This is a genomic window from Arthrobacter alpinus (assembly GCF_001445575.1).
Taxonomy (GTDB): domain Bacteria; phylum Actinomycetota; class Actinomycetes; order Actinomycetales; family Micrococcaceae; genus Specibacter; species Specibacter alpinus_C.
The window spans coordinates 51,022-66,440 of sequence record NZ_CP013200.1 but is presented as its reverse complement, the minus strand read 5'-3'; the positions used below and the strand labels follow the sequence as shown (position 1 = coordinate 66,440).

General features: G+C 62.5%; 16 protein-coding genes and 1 tRNA gene. 4 read left to right on the top strand and 13 right to left on the bottom strand.

What is annotated here, in order from left to right:
* Positions 1 to 22: 22 nt before the first annotated feature.
* From AS189_RS20165 to aztB, 10 genes are all read right to left on the bottom strand, one after another.
* Positions 23 to 160 (bottom strand): hypothetical protein, encoded by a 138-nt coding sequence (locus tag AS189_RS20165; protein WP_160320786.1) that lies wholly within the window; start codon positions 158 to 160, stop codon positions 23 to 25.
* Positions 154 to 1,200 carry a low temperature requirement protein A gene (locus AS189_RS00230; protein ID WP_062285415.1) on the bottom strand — a complete coding sequence of 349 codons (1,047 nt, stop codon included), beginning with the start codon at positions 1,198 to 1,200 and terminating at the stop codon, positions 154 to 156. Before AS189_RS00230 ends, AS189_RS20165 begins: the two co-directional genes overlap by 7 nt.
* 231 nt (positions 1,201 to 1,431) lie before the next feature.
* Positions 1,432 to 1,507, bottom strand: a tRNA-Thr gene (locus tag AS189_RS00225).
* A gap of 149 nt (positions 1,508 to 1,656) precedes the next feature.
* Positions 1,657 to 3,204 (bottom strand): alpha/beta hydrolase, encoded by a 1,548-nt coding sequence (locus AS189_RS00220; protein WP_062285413.1) that lies wholly within the window; start codon positions 3,202 to 3,204, stop codon positions 1,657 to 1,659.
* A gap of 18 nt (positions 3,205 to 3,222) precedes the next feature.
* Positions 3,223 to 4,392, bottom strand: coding sequence for a DNA polymerase III subunit delta' (locus AS189_RS00215; RefSeq protein WP_062285411.1), 1,170 nt, complete (start codon positions 4,390 to 4,392; stop codon positions 3,223 to 3,225).
* Positions 4,389 to 5,120, bottom strand: a complete 732-nt coding sequence (tmk, locus tag AS189_RS00210; protein ID WP_082633903.1) for a dTMP kinase — start codon at positions 5,118 to 5,120, stop codon at positions 4,389 to 4,391. Before tmk ends, AS189_RS00215 begins: the two co-directional genes overlap by 4 nt.
* A gap of 142 nt (positions 5,121 to 5,262) precedes the next feature.
* Entirely contained in the window at positions 5,263 to 6,204 is a 942-nt protein-coding gene (gene aztC, locus AS189_RS00205; RefSeq protein WP_062285410.1) for a zinc ABC transporter substrate-binding protein AztC, read from the bottom strand.
* 26 nt (positions 6,205 to 6,230) lie between these two features.
* Complete coding sequence (locus AS189_RS00200) at positions 6,231 to 7,031, bottom strand: hypothetical protein (RefSeq protein ID WP_062285409.1); 801 nt, start codon at positions 7,029 to 7,031, stop codon at positions 6,231 to 6,233.
* 14 nt (positions 7,032 to 7,045) lie between these two features.
* A complete protein-coding gene (locus AS189_RS00195) occupies positions 7,046 to 7,309 on the bottom strand; it encodes a hypothetical protein (protein WP_062285407.1) in 264 nt (87 codons plus the stop codon).
* A gap of 165 nt (positions 7,310 to 7,474) precedes the next feature.
* Positions 7,475 to 8,344 carry a zinc ABC transporter permease AztB gene (gene aztB / locus AS189_RS00190; RefSeq protein WP_062285406.1) on the bottom strand — a complete coding sequence of 290 codons (870 nt, stop codon included), beginning with the start codon at positions 8,342 to 8,344 and terminating at the stop codon, positions 7,475 to 7,477.
* A 50-nt stretch (positions 8,345 to 8,394) separates the two neighbouring features.
* On the opposite strand from aztB, the gene aztA reads away from it, so the two are divergent.
* Complete coding sequence (gene aztA / locus AS189_RS00185; RefSeq protein ID WP_062285404.1) at positions 8,395 to 9,072, top strand: zinc ABC transporter ATP-binding protein AztA; 678 nt, start codon at positions 8,395 to 8,397, stop codon at positions 9,070 to 9,072.
* Positions 9,073 to 9,176: 104 nt separating this feature from the next.
* On the opposite strand, the gene aztD is transcribed toward aztA, so the two are convergent.
* On the bottom strand, positions 9,177 to 10,556 hold the full coding sequence (gene aztD, locus AS189_RS00180) for a zinc metallochaperone AztD (protein ID WP_237759931.1): 1,380 nt from the start codon (positions 10,554 to 10,556) through the stop codon (positions 9,177 to 9,179).
* Positions 10,557 to 10,681: 125 nt separating this feature from the next.
* On the opposite strand from aztD, the gene AS189_RS00175 reads away from it, so the two are divergent.
* Both AS189_RS00175 and AS189_RS00170 read left to right on the top strand, forming a co-directional pair.
* The gene (locus tag AS189_RS00175) at positions 10,682 to 11,890 is read left to right on the top strand and encodes a trans-sulfuration enzyme family protein (protein WP_062285402.1); all 1,209 of its coding nucleotides are present in this window, start codon (positions 10,682 to 10,684) and stop codon (positions 11,888 to 11,890) included.
* A gap of 9 nt (positions 11,891 to 11,899) precedes the next feature.
* On the top strand, positions 11,900 to 12,259 hold the full coding sequence (locus AS189_RS00170) for a DUF2516 family protein (protein ID WP_082633901.1): 360 nt from the start codon (positions 11,900 to 11,902) through the stop codon (positions 12,257 to 12,259).
* A 181-nt stretch (positions 12,260 to 12,440) separates the two neighbouring features.
* On the opposite strand, the gene AS189_RS00165 is transcribed toward AS189_RS00170, so the two are convergent.
* Entirely contained in the window at positions 12,441 to 13,307 is an 867-nt protein-coding gene (locus tag AS189_RS00165) for a hypothetical protein (protein WP_062292638.1), read from the bottom strand.
* 216 nt (positions 13,308 to 13,523) lie between these two features.
* On the opposite strand from AS189_RS00165, the gene AS189_RS00160 reads away from it, so the two are divergent.
* Positions 13,524 to 14,270, top strand: a complete 747-nt coding sequence (locus AS189_RS00160; RefSeq protein ID WP_062285398.1) for a phosphoglyceromutase — start codon at positions 13,524 to 13,526, stop codon at positions 14,268 to 14,270.
* Positions 14,271 to 14,595: 325 nt separating this feature from the next.
* Here the strand turns inward: AS189_RS00160 and phoU are convergent, their stop codons facing one another.
* On the bottom strand, positions 14,596 to 15,258 hold the full coding sequence (gene phoU, locus AS189_RS00155) for a phosphate signaling complex protein PhoU (protein WP_062285396.1): 663 nt from the start codon (positions 15,256 to 15,258) through the stop codon (positions 14,596 to 14,598).
* Between the last annotated feature and the right edge of the window lie 161 nt (positions 15,259 to 15,419).

Sequence of the window (15,419 nt, the reverse complement as noted above, 5' to 3'; positions counted from 1 at the left end):
GTGTGTGGGCCCCGCCACGCGCTCAACTATCCCGCGCCCGGCGTCGTGCCTTGAATTCAACGTAGGCCGTTACCAGCACCAACAGCGACACCAGCAAGGCAAGTGCGGCGGCGGCCGGCACCCGAGTACTGACCGGTATGAGAACCAGCGCAATTACCACTGTGGGGACGTTCCAGGCATTGGCCGCGCGGGGTGGCTGGCCATAGCGCAGGAGACCGAGACGTTCATGCCGTGGAGCAGAGCGATCCCGCCGCCAAGGGCAATGGACGCACCCAGAGGCAGCCGCTCAAACGGCTCAGGGATGGCTGTGGCGATGCTGGCGGCAATTGAGGTCACGCCAACCACCAGCACAAACGGCATGAACAGTGTGGTCTGCAAGATGCCGGCGAGGTCCCCGCGCTCATGGAGCCGCTCCAGTCCCGCGGATAGCGTGCCCACGCCGTATTGGAAGAACGCCCAGCCGAGCAGGGCCACAATCACGAACCCTAGTGACGCCGCGAGCCCGGCGCCCGGACTCCAGTCGGCCGAGGCATCCGTGACAATGCTGAACACCGATTCTCCCAGCACGATGATGACGAACAAGCCCAAGCGCTCGGCGGCGTGTTCAATGTTGATGGAGGCCATGCTGCGGTCGGCCCCGATCCGGTTGCTGTTGGCCACCATGCCCACCTCCACCGCAATGGAAACCGCCCAGAGCACCACGGCGGCCGGCAGCGGCAGGAGCGCTGCGGCGAGCCAGAGGGTGGCGGTGCCGCCGTTGTAGATCCAGATCCGCCAGGAGGGGTCGGCCGAATGTTCTCGGTGCTGGCGTAGCCACAACACAAGGAGCAGCACTCGCAGGGCGCCGTTGGCCAGCGAAAACGCCCATGCCCTGTCGCCGAAGGCTTCGGGCGCGGATGCAGCCATGAGTGCCGAGGCCGCCATGGCAGACAGCATCGCCAGGCCCAGCGCGCGGGCGGAGAGCCCGGGCAGAAGATTGATGACTGAGACAATATTGACCCATGCCCACCACGCTGGGAAGAAAAGCAACAGGTAGGTACCGAACTCTGGCCAGCCGGGATCGCCATGAATACCGTGGGCCAGCTGCCCCACGAATGCTACGAACACCAGATCGAAGAACAGCTCCATCCAGTGGACGCGACCGGGTTCACGCGCCGGAGGCCGGGGCGGGGCATTGCGTGACTGGGGAATTCCCTCCATGGGCTCATGGTAGACCCGAGATTCGGCGCTGATGGTGAAAAATGGGCGGGAGGCGAGCCCAAGCGGAGTGTATCCAGTATCGATCCGTGAGCTTTGGTCGTTTAGAGCTCCGTAAACGACCAAAGCTCACGGATCGATACATTCTGGCTTTGAATTTGCCCGTCCACGCCGCATCAACTGGGGGTTTGGAAGTCGGATTAACCAAAAAACCCCGCCGTGGCGGGGTTTTAGTGGAGCCTCCAAACAGAATCGAACTGTTGACCTTTTCATTACGAGTGAAACGCTCTACCAACTGAGCTATGGAGGCCTGTGCTGATCTGGCCCCTTGCGGGATCAAGTACCGAACACAAGAAACCAGTCTAATATGTTCGGGGCCGATGTACAAAATCGGCCCTTGCTGGCAGCTCCCTCAAACCACCCAAAATCCCCGCAAAAAGCGCAGCCATAGCCCGATTGCTAGCAGCTGGTACCCGCGACGGGCACCTTTCCGTCCACAAAGTAGTCATCCACCACAGATGTCAGGCACGCGTTGGAGCGGCCGTAGGCGGTGTGGCCTTCGCCCTTCCACGTGACCAAAACGCCGGAATCAAGCTGCTTAGCCAACGCTTCGGCCCAGGCGTACGGGGTTGCCGGATCGCCTGTGGTGCCAACCACCAAGATGGGGCCGGCGCCCTTAGCGGAAATGGTGGCCGGCTTGCCGGTTGCCTTGTAGGGCCAGAACTTGCAGCTCATGCCCGAGTAGGACAACAGGTCCGCAAAAGTGGGGGCGGCCTTGCGCAGGAGCTCAGCCTGCTGATCCATGTGTGCAAGGTCTGAGTTCATGGGGTAGTCCAGGCAATTGATCGCCGTGAACGCGGCAGAAGTGTTGGAGTTGTACTTGCCATCAGAGTCCCTGTCGGCGGAGAAGTCCGCCAACATCAGCATGCCTGAGGCGTCACCGGCAAACGCCTGCTTCAAGGCACCGGACAGGGGTGCCCATAGGTCAGTGGAATACATGCCAAATGCCAGTGCGCCGGTGAATTCCGTTCCATTCACTACGCGGCCCTCAGGGGTTTGCTGGGGGGTGTCCGTGTAGACGGCGTTCAGTTCACGGATTTGGGCCATCGCCTCATCCACTGTTCCCGACACGGGGCATTCGGAGCCCGCCAAGCAATTGGCGGCCCAGGCGCGCAACGCGTTTTCAAAGGCCACGGCTTGACCCATCGAGACTTGATCGATGTCCAGGGACGGATCCATGGCGCCGTCAAGTGAGAATTTTCCAACCCGGGCAGGGAACAGCCCGGCATAGGTGGCGCCCAGCTTGGTGCCGTAGGAGAAGCCCATGTAGTTCAGTTTCGAATCACCCACCACGGCCCGCAAAATATCCATGTCACGGGCGGAGCTGACGGTGTCCACAAAGGGCAATGACGGACCGGAGTTGGTTTTGCACAGATCCGCTTGACGTTTCGCCTCTGCCTCAATTGCCGCCAGGCCGGCGTCAGTGGTTTCGTCAAAGACCATCTGGCGAGCGGCATCCATTTGTGCGTCATCAAGGCACTTCACGGGCGCGGAACGCTGCACACCTCGTGGGTCAAAACCCACCACGTCGTAAGCTCCCCGCAACTTCTCTGAGAAATAGCTCTTGCCCCCGTCCTTGACCATATCGACGCCGGAACTGCCCGGGCCGCCGGGGTTGACCAGCATGGCACCCTGCCGTTTTCCGGTGGCTGGCAGGCGAATAACGGACAGCTTGATGGATGCCTTGTCAGGAGCAGAATAGTCGATCGGCACCTCGACATCAGAGCATTGGAAACCGCCATTACAAGACGTCCACGTCACCGCCTGAGTATAGAAATCCTTCAGGTTTTCGGGCACATCGCCCACCACCGTCGGGTCCGCGGAGCTTACGGTAGGCTGCTCGGGAGCCAGTACCGAGCACGATCCCAGCATCAGGCCCAGCGCAACCACGGCGGCGGTGAGGGGCAGACGGAGGCGGTTTCGCCGTCGTACATTCGGGGCAGTCATAAACAAATCCTTCATGGCTTAGAGCAGGCTGACTGCCATGGCTTCAAGAGCCAGCAGCGGGGCAACATTGGTGGTGGTGAGGCGGTGGCGCACGGCGTTGATCGCATCAAGGCGGACCAGGGTGGCTTCGGCGCGCGAGCCGCGGGCAAATTCGCTCAGCTCCCCGCGCAGGGTCTCGTTGACCAGATCTACCCCGGCGGGTTCGACGCCGTTGCCTCCTCTTGCGTCGAGCTGAAGTACCAGCACATCGCGGTAGAAGGAGAGCAGATCCGTCAGGGCCCGGTCAAGATGGTCCGTCACCGAGCGCTTGGCGCGCCGTTTCTGATCCTCTTCCAAGGCGCGAACTTGAGCGCGCATGGGCGGCGGAAGCGTCCCGGTCTCGGGTGCGCCCAGGTTCCGCAGCAGCGAGGCCTTCTCGACGGCGTCGCGCTCTTCATTGGAGGAGGCGGCCTCCTCCTGGGCGAGGGCCAGCAGAGATGCGGCGGCCATGACGGCCGTGGTGACATCGCGCAGATTCAGGGGCAGTCGGACAGTGGTGTTGCGGCGTTCGCGCGCACCGGGATCCTTGGCGAGACGTCGCGCAATACCAATGTGGCTTTGCGCTGCGCGGGCGGCGAGAAGCGCCAGCCCAGGCTCGATCCCGTCGCGGCGCACCAGCAGCGCGGCCACGTCCTCAACAGGTGGCAGGCGCAGAGTGAGCGTGCGGCAGCGGGATCGGATGGTGACCAGGACATCGGCAGGGCTCGGGGCGCACAAGATCCAGATAGTGCGTGGCGGCGGCTCTTCGATGGCCTTGAGGAGGACATTGGTGGTGCGCTCAGCCATGCGGTCAGCGTCGCCCACAATCATGACGCGCCAGCGGGCGGATGAGGGGCTGTCGTGCGCCTTACGGACCAGCGACCGGGCCTCATCGATGGAGATGGTGGTTTTTTCGGTGGCAATGAAGGTGACATCGGCGTTGGTTCCGCCCAGGGTGGTGTGGCAGGCCTTGCACACGCCGCATCCTCGGGCGTTGAGTTCACTTTGTTCACACACCAGCGCAGCCGCAAATGCCAGTGCCGCGTTGGAGCGGCCGGAGCCGGGTGGGCCCGTCAGGAGCCATGCGTGCGTGGGACTGCCGGACTGGGCTGCGCGCCGCAGCTGCGCCACCACAGATTCCTGACCTTGGAGGTCAACCCAGACGCTCATGCACGGTCCTGACCGGAAAGCCCAGATGATGCAGTGTGATCGGCGTGGCCGGCGTGACCAGTGTGACCGGAAAGTCCAGCCACCAGGGCAGTGACTCGAGCGGCAATGGAGCTGGCCAAGGTGCCAATGTCTCCGTCGGCAGGCAGTACTAGGTAGCGATCCGGTGTGGCCGCGGCCCGTTCTAGGAAGGCGGCGCGGATGGCAGTGTGGAAGCCATCGGGTTCGGATTCCATCCTGTCTTCTGCGGCATCTCCTGCCGTGCGGCGTTCCCGGCCGGCAGCGGGGGAGACGTCCAGCAAAACCGTTAGGTCCGGCCACAAGCTGCCGGTGGCCCAGTCGTTGAGTGTCTCGATGGCGGAGGTGCCCAAGCCCCGGCCGACACCTTGATAGGCGATGGACGAATCCGCGTACCTGTCGCTGATGACAATGTCACCGCGGGCCACTGCCGGGGCGATGACCTGGGCGGCGTGGGCTGCCCGGGCGGCGGCAAAAATGAGCGCCTCGGTTCTGGCGTCAATCTCACCCTGACCATGGTCCAAGACCAAGGAGCGTAGCTTTTCGCCTACGGGAGTTCCGCCTGGCTCACGGGTCCGCAAAACTGTGCGGCCGGCGTCGGACAGGGCCTGAGCCAACAACGCGGCCTGAGTGGATTTTCCGGCGCCGTCGCCGCCCTCAAACGCAATGAAAAGGCCGGGTGTGGGGGCAGAAAGAGCGGGGGAATCAGTCACCCCACTAGCCTACCGGCCCAAGCTGAATGATTCCTTGGGCGCGCTGGGGACTGTCCACAGGTACAGGGCCCAGATACGGGCCCTGTGCGAGCCCAAGACGGGCTCCAGTCGCGTCCCCGGCACCGCCACGAGGTGCCCGGAATTATCGCGCCAACGCGGTGGTCATACGCGTGGTGTTGGTTCGCATCATTTCGACATAGCTCTCGGCGCCCTCTCCCGGGGCACTGAGGGATTCGGAGAACAGCGGAACGATCTCCACCTTTACTTTTGCCTCCTGGGCCAAGACCTCCGCGAGCTTTTCAGGCTGGGACGTGTCAGCAAAAATGGCGGGGACGCCGGCCTCGCGAATGGTGGTGGACAGGGCGCTGAGATCGGCGGCGCTGGGTGCGGCCAACGTGGTGCCACTGGGCATGACAGCACCCATCACCGTTAGATCGAAACGGTCCGCCAAGTAGCCAAACACGTGGTGGTTAGTGAGGATTTTGCGCCGATCAGTTGGCACAGCGGCAAATTCTGCAGCCATCCAGGCATCCAGCTCGCCCACCTCGGCGCGATAGTTTGCGGCATTGCTGTGCAGCGCCTCGGGGTTAGCTATGCTCACGTGTTGGGCCACGGCCTCCTCAATCACCGTAATGGCTGTGAGGATGCGCTGCGGATCGGTCCAAAAATGCGGATCGATCGTGCCATTCGCGACTGCACTTTGATGCGACAGCGGCTCGATCGCAGCGCCCACTTCCAGGACCGGAACTCCCTGTTTTTCGGCTGAGGAGACGTGATTGAGGACCGCTTCCTCCAACCCCAGACCATTGAAAACAATCAGCTCAGCCTGCTCCATTTGGCCCGCCTGATACGCGGAAACCCCAAAAGAATGCGGGTCGGCGTTCGCCTCCATGAGAACCACGACGTCGGCCGTGTCGCCGACAATGTTGCGCGTGATATCGCCCAGAATATTCGTTGTCACCATGATGGTTGCCTTGCCGCTACCTGTGGTGTCGCTACCGGGATGGGCGGCTGAGCAGGCGGGGAGCGCACCCGCGGCGGCAATCAGGAGCGCCGCCACAGCAATCTTGGCTTTTCCGCTCATTGTCTTGCCTTCCCTGCACAGGCCCCTCACAGCCCTGTCTCCACAAGTTGCGCCGGCGTTCCAGCGGTGGTGAAGGTGCGGGCCACGCGGAGTTGGTCGCGGTAATCGAGTTCGAGGATTTCTGTTGTCCTGGGATGGCTCAGGTATGCGCGGTTGTTGTCCACCACGAGCGACGGCGTCTGGCCCGTTTTCGCGGCCGGTAGGAGCTGCTCTTGTGCTTCTACAGCGAGGGTCTCGGTATTGAAGGCGTACACCGTGCCGCTGGTGCCAACGGCCAGAGCGGGGGTGCCGTTGCCGGCTGTGGTCGAGGCAACCAGTGGCTCGGGGCTCTTGATGAACTGGATTTTCTGGGCAGCCGCGTCAAGATGCCACAACCCAGCCGTTCCCGCCAAGGACGTCAGTTCACTGGATCCAGGCCTGTGCTCAAAAGATTCGATGCGCTGGCCGGGGTTCGCGCTGGGGAAGGGAATCTTGGTGGCGGTGAGAGTACCTGCGTCGTCACTGATCATCAGTACACCGTCGCTGCAGCCGAAGAGTACGCCGTAACTGGTGATTGCATGGCCGCGCAATGACGGGCACGCAGCATTCGGGAGGGACTCCAGAGCGCCAGCGCCGTCAGAAGTATCAGCGGCTCCAACGGCGGAAACCGTGGTGGGGAGTTTATCGTTGCCCGGGGCGCCTGTCACCAGCACATGTCCCTTGTACGGGACCGCCAGTCCGGTATGCGGGGTGCCCGGAATGCTCAGCGCTACGTGGACCTCCCCTTTGTCGAGGGCTTCCCGCAGAAGGATCGAGGTGGTTCCTGTGGTGTCGTCGAAGATGGCCACCTTGTTGCCGTCCCCTATTGCGGTGCCCGCTGGCAGGGCGAATCGGTCTCTACGGTGTGCGCAGCGGAGGAGTAGAAGTGGCTGTGATCGCCATGGGCGCGGGTCCAGACCCCAGTGTCAATCAGCTTCAGGGGTGCGGTGGGTGTGGTGCGGACAAAGATGTACCTGCCGTCGTGGCTTAAGGAGGTGGCTCCCGGGACAGTGGTGCTAAATCCTTCCTCGCCGGTGAGTGGATCGATCATGGTGATGGTCCCCGAATCGGCCGACAGGTAGCTCAAACGGATTTGCGCTTCGTCTGCCTCGGTGGCGCCGGCAACGAAGCCGTGTGGAACGGCGCTGCTATCCGGTTCTGGGCAGCGTTGGGGTGTTGGCGCAGGCGGCCAACGTCACCAATGAGGTCAGGGTCAAGGCGGTGATGAGGGTTCGTCTGGTGGTGTGGAAGGTCATGCGGAGAGTGCCTTTCGGTGGAGGAGTGGCCGCGCCGCCTTGGCAGTAGCAAAGGCCCGGACGCTGGAGGCAAGAATGCTGGATGCAAAGAAGAGTGCGACGGCGGTCGCTGCGATAGTGGCGCCGGCGGCGGTCCGCGCGTGCCAAGAGATGAGGAGCCCGGCGGCGACCGCAACGCAGCCCAAAACGGCGGCGATAGCCATGATGGTTGGAATGGATTTGGCCCACGGCAGCGCGGCGGCCGGTGGGGCAATAAGCAAGCCAAAGACCAACAGTGTGCCCACCACTTGAAAAGAACTGGCCATGGCTGCGGTGACCAGGAGTAAGAGGACAGTGGTAGCCAGCCCGGGATGCATGCCCAAGGTGACAGCTTTCCGCGCGTCGAAAGTGAGAGCAGAGAAGGGGCGGTGAAAAACCGTGGCGATCACGGCCGTGCCAACCAATACGCCGCACAAGAGCCAGATATCGGACCACGTGACTGCCAGGACGTCGCCAAAAAGGATGCCTGTCAGGTCTACGGCGAAGGACCGTGAGCGCGAAATGATGATGACACCGGCCGCCAGCATGCCCACGAAGAGCAAGCCGATGGAGGTGTCGTGAGAGAGACGCCGCTGACGGGACATAGTCGAGATTCCAAACGCCATGGCTGACGCGCTGACCGCTGCCCCGATGACGGGATTGATGCCCAGCAACACAGCGATGGCGATGCCTGGGAGCATGCCGTGGGACATGGCGTCGCCGATGAAGGCCATGCCTCGCAGCACCACCCAGGTTCCGACGATGGCGCACAGCAGGGCCACCGCGAATCCACCCAGGGCGGCACGTTGGACAAAGGTAACGGTGAAGGGGTCAAGGAGCCAGTGCATTCGATCAGCCTACTATAATGAGAATCATTATCAATTAGAGGGGATGTGTCATGAGTGTTGCTAGTCTGCGGGATGTTGCTTTCGCCTATGGGAATCGCGGCGTTATTGACGGGATGAATTTGCGTCTTGAGGCCGGTACGTTGACGGCTATTCAAGGCGCTAATGGCTCAGGGAAGTCGACCTTACTGGGGTTGATCGCAGGAATTATCCGCCCGGTGAGGGGTGAAATTCTCCTCATGCCTGGGGTGCGTCCGGCGTTGGTGTTGCAGCGTAGCTCGGCACCGGAAACGCTCCCGCTCACTGTCCGGCAGGCTGTGGCGATGGGTTGTTGGGGTAACCGCGGATGGCTGAGCCGGTTAGGCGGACGGGAGCGAGCTGCGGTGGATCGCGCGCTGGCGGCCTTGGGGTTGACCGGCATTGCACGCCGCCAGCTGGGTGAACTTTCCGGAGGTCAGCGCCAACGGGTGCTGGTGGCTCAGGGGCTGGTTCAGGGTTCGGCGCTGCTAGTGCTGGATGAACCCACCGCTGGTGTGGATGCGCAGACTCAGGCGCATATCCGGGACCTGATCGCTCATGAGGTTGCTCGCGGTGTCACCGTTATTGAGGCCACGCACAGCACTGCTGATGCTGCTCAGGCTGGACGCATCCTGACGCTCGCCCAGGGATGCGTTGTGGCGGATACGGCAGCCGCAGCCACAACCAATAGCGCAGCCGCAGCGGTGGCGTAGCGGTGGTGGGGTGAGAGTGTCCTTGCAGCAGTTGATCCGGGCTTCACTAGCCGCTGGTGGATAGTGGAGCCCGGACCGAGGAGCAGGTGGTTGGGCGTGCTGGGCTAGTGGGCCGCGTGAGCAGAGTCCGCCTGGCCGGAGACTCCCGTGATTTCGTTGGGGACATGGTCCAGTGGGTGGCTTGCCGTCACCTTGGCCGAGGCTAGATCCACGGTGTGGACCAGCTTTTTCGCCGGATCACTCACGTAGGCCACCGTTCCGTCCGCGAAGATCGATGGGCGGGGTTGCTGCCAATCTAGGGGCTCTTCCCAGGGGGCGACAATGTCCACGGCTGCGCTCTCCTTGCCGGTGTCAGGGTTGTAGATGTGCAGTTTCCCGTCGGTGCCGAGCATTAACGCGGCTCCGTCACCGCCGCGGGCCAGTGAGCGGAACGAATAGGAGTAGTCGATCGGCACCAGTGTGAGCTTTCCGGTAGCGGTATCTGTCAGTGAGAACGTCTTCGGGCGCTCCAGCTCAGCGTTCTTGTCCTTCTTGTAGTCACCCAGAACAACTGTGGAGGCGCGGCTGCCTGCTTGATTGCCAATACGTCCGTAGGTGTCAGGGGAGGCAATCTTGGTGAACTTGGCATCCTTGATCAGCAGTAGTCCGTCTTCGCAGCCAAGGACCAGGGTCTCGCCTTTGGCGGTTGCTTCACCGTGGACGCCGGGGCAGTCTGAGCTTTCCGCCAGGACGGCTCGGGCACCCTTCGCATCTGGTGCGTCCAGAAGTTTTGCACCGTTGCGGCTCTCGCTAGTTCCTTCGGTGACCAGCATCTGACCGTTGGTCAATTGCACGGCCACGCCATGATGGGCGGCGCTGGTCTTGTACTCCTGGGTGGGAGGGAGTGAATCGCCGCCCAGCTCAGAGGGGGTGAAGGTGTTGACAGCGCCGGTGCCGTCGTCAAACAAGGCAGTCACGCCGCCATGGTTGACGGCGTGACCGGGGGTGGTTGCGGGAAATTTCAGTTCTGCCAAGGACGGGTCTGCGGTGAAGTAGCGATGGTGTTCGCCATGGGGTTCAGACCAGCTGCCTGCGTCCAAGACCTGGAAGCCTCCTGTGGTGGACACCAGAACGTGCCTGCCGTCGCCAGCTGGATTTACGCGGTTGAACCCCTTCAAGGCCAGCTCAGCCACGGACTTACCGGTGCTGGTGTCCAAAACGGTCAGGCCGCCGTCGTGCGTGATCACCAGCCGGGACTGGGCAGACTCCACCTCGGTACCCACGCGGTTATCCGCAGATGCTGCGTGGCTGGCGGACGTGTTGGTGCCGGCGGTACCTGCGGACCTAGGGGTTCCGGAAGTACCGGGTGCGCCGCAGGAAACCAGCGCGAGAGTTGCCGCGAGCGCCAGGCCGGTCAGTGCGGTGGCTTGCGAGGCGGAGTCCCGTAGCGCGAAGGATCGCCGGGTTGAAGAGATAGGCGGATGGGTTTTTTCTGTGATCGTCATAGCCCGATGCTAACGTTAATGAGAATCATTATCAAAAAAGGTGGGTGAGGTGATCTGTCATAAATCCACCCCTGACCGCGTCATGAAATTCCTGTTGCCGGGAAAGGGCGGACTACTCTAAAAACATGACGTACCAGCCTGCAGATCACCCCGAAAACCTCAGCCCCGACACCGTCGTGGTGGCAGCCGGGCGCCCCGCCCGCGACCACGACGCCCCGGTCAACCCGCCCATCGTGCTCTCCTCCACGTATGTGGGCACCGGAACAGTGGTGGATGGCGACCGAGCCTATGGGCGTTACTCCAACCCCACCTGGGATCCGTTGGAAGACGCGCTGGCCCAGTTGGAGGGTGCAACGCTGCCAGCGCTCATCTTCAGCTCCGGGCTGGCAGCAGTTTCCGCAGCCCTGTCCCTGATCCCGAGCGGCGGCGTGCTGGTCATGCCGGTCCACTCCTACCAAGGCGCGCTGGTCATGGCGCAGGAAATGGCGGCCAAGGGTTCCTTCACGTTGCGGACGGTGGACATCGCCAACAACGACGACGTCATCGCAGCCCTCACTGGTTCAGGGGAGAAGGCGGCCAGCATGCTCTGGCTGGAAAGTCCCACCAACCCCATGCTGGAGGTGGCGGATATGCAGGTCCTCTGCCGATCCGCCGCGGCCGTGGGAGCGCTGGTGGTCACCGACAACACGTTTTCCACCCCGCTGGTGCAACAGCCGTTGGCGCTCGGTTCTGACATTGTGCTGCACTCCGTGACCAAATACCTGGCCGGCCACTCCGACGTCATCATGGGTGCCCTGGCCACCTCCAACGCCGAGGTCCGTGCCCAGCTGCTGCACCACCGATCCATCCATGGAGCCATCGCCGGACCGTTCGAGGCCTGGCTGGCCCTGCGTGGCTTGCGCACTCTGGCACTGCGTGTGGAGCGCTCGCAGGCCAGTGCCTTGGAGCTGGCCACCCGTCTGGAGATGCACGACGGCGTTGAGAAGGTTCTGTTCCCAGGGTTGCCTTCTGATCCGGGTCATCTCCGGGCCAAAGCACAAATGAACGGTTTTGGCTCCATTCTCTGCATTGAAGTTGCCGGTGGCGAAGAGGCGGCTCACTCCCTCGTCGAGGCGTTGCGGCTCTGGACACCTGCCACCTCACTCGGTGGCGTGGAATCACTCATCGAACGGCGCCGCCGTCATGCCAATGAACCCACGTCCGTCCCGGCGAACCTGCTGCGACTGAGCGTAGGTATTGAAAACGTCGAAGATCTCTGGGCAGATCTTGCGCAGGCCCTGGCCCACGTTTCCGTACCTCAGGATTCACAGACGGATTCCAGTTCAGGACTGTAAGCTAAGCCTGTGTCTAACCTTTTGAATCTTGTGGAGTTCTTCATCCTGGTGGCCTTGGGCCTACTGGCGTTCGGTATTCAGGTGTGGGCTTTTGCCGACTGCGTGCGCACCCCACCTGCAACTTTTGAACGCGTTTACAAGCGGAATAAGACGTTCTGGACTGCTATGACCGGCGGGGCCAGCTTCTTTGGCTTCCTCTACATTATTGGCCCCATCACGAATCTGACGGTGCCGCCCATGGGCATGATGATGCTGTTGACCCTAGGTGGGGTCACCGCAGCAGGGGTCTATCTGGCCGATGTCCGTCCGGCCTTGGTCCAGATTCGTGGCCGCGGCAAAGGCGGACAAAACCGCGGGTCTTCCTGGTAAACCAGCGCCCTAGCTAAACGTGTTTAGTGTGTCGTGCCTGGTTAACGCACGCGTGTGGCGGTTCCGCTGAAGCTAATGCCGCCTTGTGCAGGGACACTTGCCTGTTGAATGCCGGGCCGTTCCACATGCATGCCCCCCACTGCGCTATGGCTACCTGTCTAGGCTTCCCGCGGAGGGCGTTCTAGCCAGTGACGTTGATCGTTGCCGCCGGGTCAACCGCAGCCCACGCCACGGTCAACTCACCCAAACGCCATCGCGAGGGTGCGCGCACAACGGGCCAGCCGTCGTCGTACATGGCTTGGCACATGCGCAGCCAGCGCTGACGGTTGCCGAAGGAGGCTAGCTGCGCCCCGGAAAGCCAGTGTTTGTCCATCGCCTGTAAGAATCCGTGGATTTTTTCACCCGGCATATTGTGGTGAATGAGCGCCTTGGGCAGCCGTTCGGCCACGTCGCTGGGGAGCTCGAAGCCGCCAAAGCGCAGGGAAACTGTCAGGGATTGCGGCCCTTCTACACCGAGGGCAACCCAGGTGCTGCGGCGGCCAATCTCATCGCACGTGCCGTCCACAAAAATGCCCTGCGTTGTGAGGCGCGAACAGACGGTGGCCCAGATGAGGCGCACATCTGCCTCGTCGTACTGGCGCAGCACATTGAAGGCGCGCACCATGGTGGCCTTGCCGGGGACGGGAATTTCAAAGCCGCCCACCCGGAAGTCCAGACCATCGTGCTCCAGGGGCTTGGCGATGCGGACGCGCTCAGGTTCAATTTCGATGCCCGTGACATGGGCGCTGGGGCAGACGGCATGGATGCGTGAATATAGCTCAACGGCCGTTGCGGGGGAGCCGCCATAACCCAGGTCAACAACCAGCGGATTGTTCTCGGTGCGCAGGCGCCAGGCTTGGGGGCCGGCCAGCCAGCGGTCTACACGACGCAGCCGGTTCGGGTTGGTGGTGCCGCGGGTGACGTTCCCAAAGGGTTTGTTGCGCTGGCGTGCGGCCCGAACCGCGGGGTCGCTGGAAGCCGCCTTGACCCGCTGAGCACGTTGAACCACGGTATTAAGCGTAAACGCCACTGGGTGTGTGCCCTGACTTTCGTGGCAACTATCCCGCTATTACCGCGGCAGGCTGCGTGTTGTTTGCTTCTGCGCACCGTTACGTGGCAATGATGCGCAACTCTTGGAGTGGCGCATCATTGCCGGTTAACCGTGCGCAGCTCCAGTGCGGCGTAGTATTTCGGGCCGCGCAGCCGTGCCCGGTAGGATGAAAGCATGACTTATACGCTGATTTTGCTACGCCATGGCCACAGTGAGTGGAACGCCAAGAACCTGTTCACCGGATGGGTGGACGTAGACCTGAACGAGCAAGGTCTCGCCGAAGCCGCACGCGGCGGCGAGCTGCTGGTGGAGAACAACATCCTCCCCGACGTCCTCTACACCTCGCGCCTCAAGCGTGCCATCAACACCGCCAACATTGCGTTGGATAAGGCTGACCGCGGCTGGATCGACGTCAAGCGCGATTGGCGCCTGAACGAGCGTCACTACGGCGCATTGCAGGGCAAGGACAAGGCCCAGACGCTGGCCGAGTACGGAGAAGAGCAGTTCATGACCTGGCGCCGCAGCTACGACACCCCGCCGCCGCCCCTGTCCGACGACAGTGAGTTCTCCCAGGCCCACGATCCCCGCTACGCAGACCTGGGCGACGCCCTCCCGCGCACCGAATGCCTCAAGGACGTCCTGGTCCGCCTGCTCCCGTACTGGGAATCAGACATCAAGGTTGACCTCAAGGCCGGCAAGACGGTTCTGGTTACGGCCCACGGCAACTCGCTGCGCGCCCTCGTCAAGCACCTCGACGGCATCTCCGATGACGCCATCGCCTCCCTGAACATCCCTACGGGCATCCCGCTGGTCTACGAACTGGACGAGAACTTCGTCCCCATCACTCCCGGCGGCAAGTACCTGGACCCGGAAGCCGCAGCCGCCTCCATCCAGGCTGTAGCCAACCAGGGCAAGAAGTAACTAACGCCTAAGAGAGCCGCCGAGGGCCCCGCCGCGAGCTTGCGAGCGGTGGGAGGCGGTGAACGACGACGACGGGCCGTCACCTTTTACCTAAAAGGTGACGGCCCGCCGTCGTTCCCCACGCCCTCCCCAACCTCGTTCCTCGGGTGGGGCCCCTCGGGCGCGTGGCCCCACCCACGCCCTCCCGAACCTCCCCAGCATCGTTCCTCGGCCGGGCCCCTCGGGCGCATGGGCCCACAAAAATGCGCACGTCCCCGCCTTTCGCGCACTTGGGACATACGCGAAAAGCGGGGACGTGCGCGGCAGCGCGGGGAAAAGAAGAAAGTTAGCCAGCCAGGAAATCCTCGGGCTGCCATTCGCCGGTGACCAAGTAGGAGACCTTGCGGGCCACTGATACGCCATGGTCGCCGAAGCGCTCAAAGTAGCGGCTGGCCAAGGTGACATCCACTGTGGTTGCGGAGGATTCGTTCCACTCCGGGGCGCCCATGACGGCGAACACGGACTTGTGAAGCTTGTTGATGGCAATCTTGGCGGCGGAAATATCGCCCACCAGTTCCAAATCCCGGGAGTCCAACAGCTCGGTCACCTTCTCGGCAATCACGATGTCCAGGCGCGCCAGCTCGGCAAACGTCTCCGTCAGCGGCGCTGGGATCACCGGGTTGGGGTAGCGCAAGCGGGTCAACTGGGCAATGTGGCGGGCCAGATCACCCATACGTTCCAGCGAAGCACTCATGCGCAGGGAGCCAACAATCATGCGCAAGTCACTGGCAACAGGTCCCTGCAGCGCTAGAACGTCGATGGCACGTTCGTCGAGGTCATTTTGCAAGAAATCGATCCGGGCATCGGCGGCGATGACTTCCTGGGCGCTCTGAAGATCGGCTGCGGCGAACGCTGCTGATGCCTTCTTTGCGGCTTCGCCGACCAACTCGGAGATCTCAATAAGCCCCTCACCAATTTGGTGAAGCTCGGCCTGGAATACTTTACGCACGCGTAGTTCCTTTCAAGGGCAGCCCAAAGAGGGCCTCTAGTGAGCTCCAGCATGCCACGCGTATGTGAACTGTGTGGCACGTCCAGGTGAACGTTAGTTGAACGCGGCCTTCATTGAGTCGTATTTGCCTAAAATGCCACGTCCAGCGCTTAGGGTTGTGG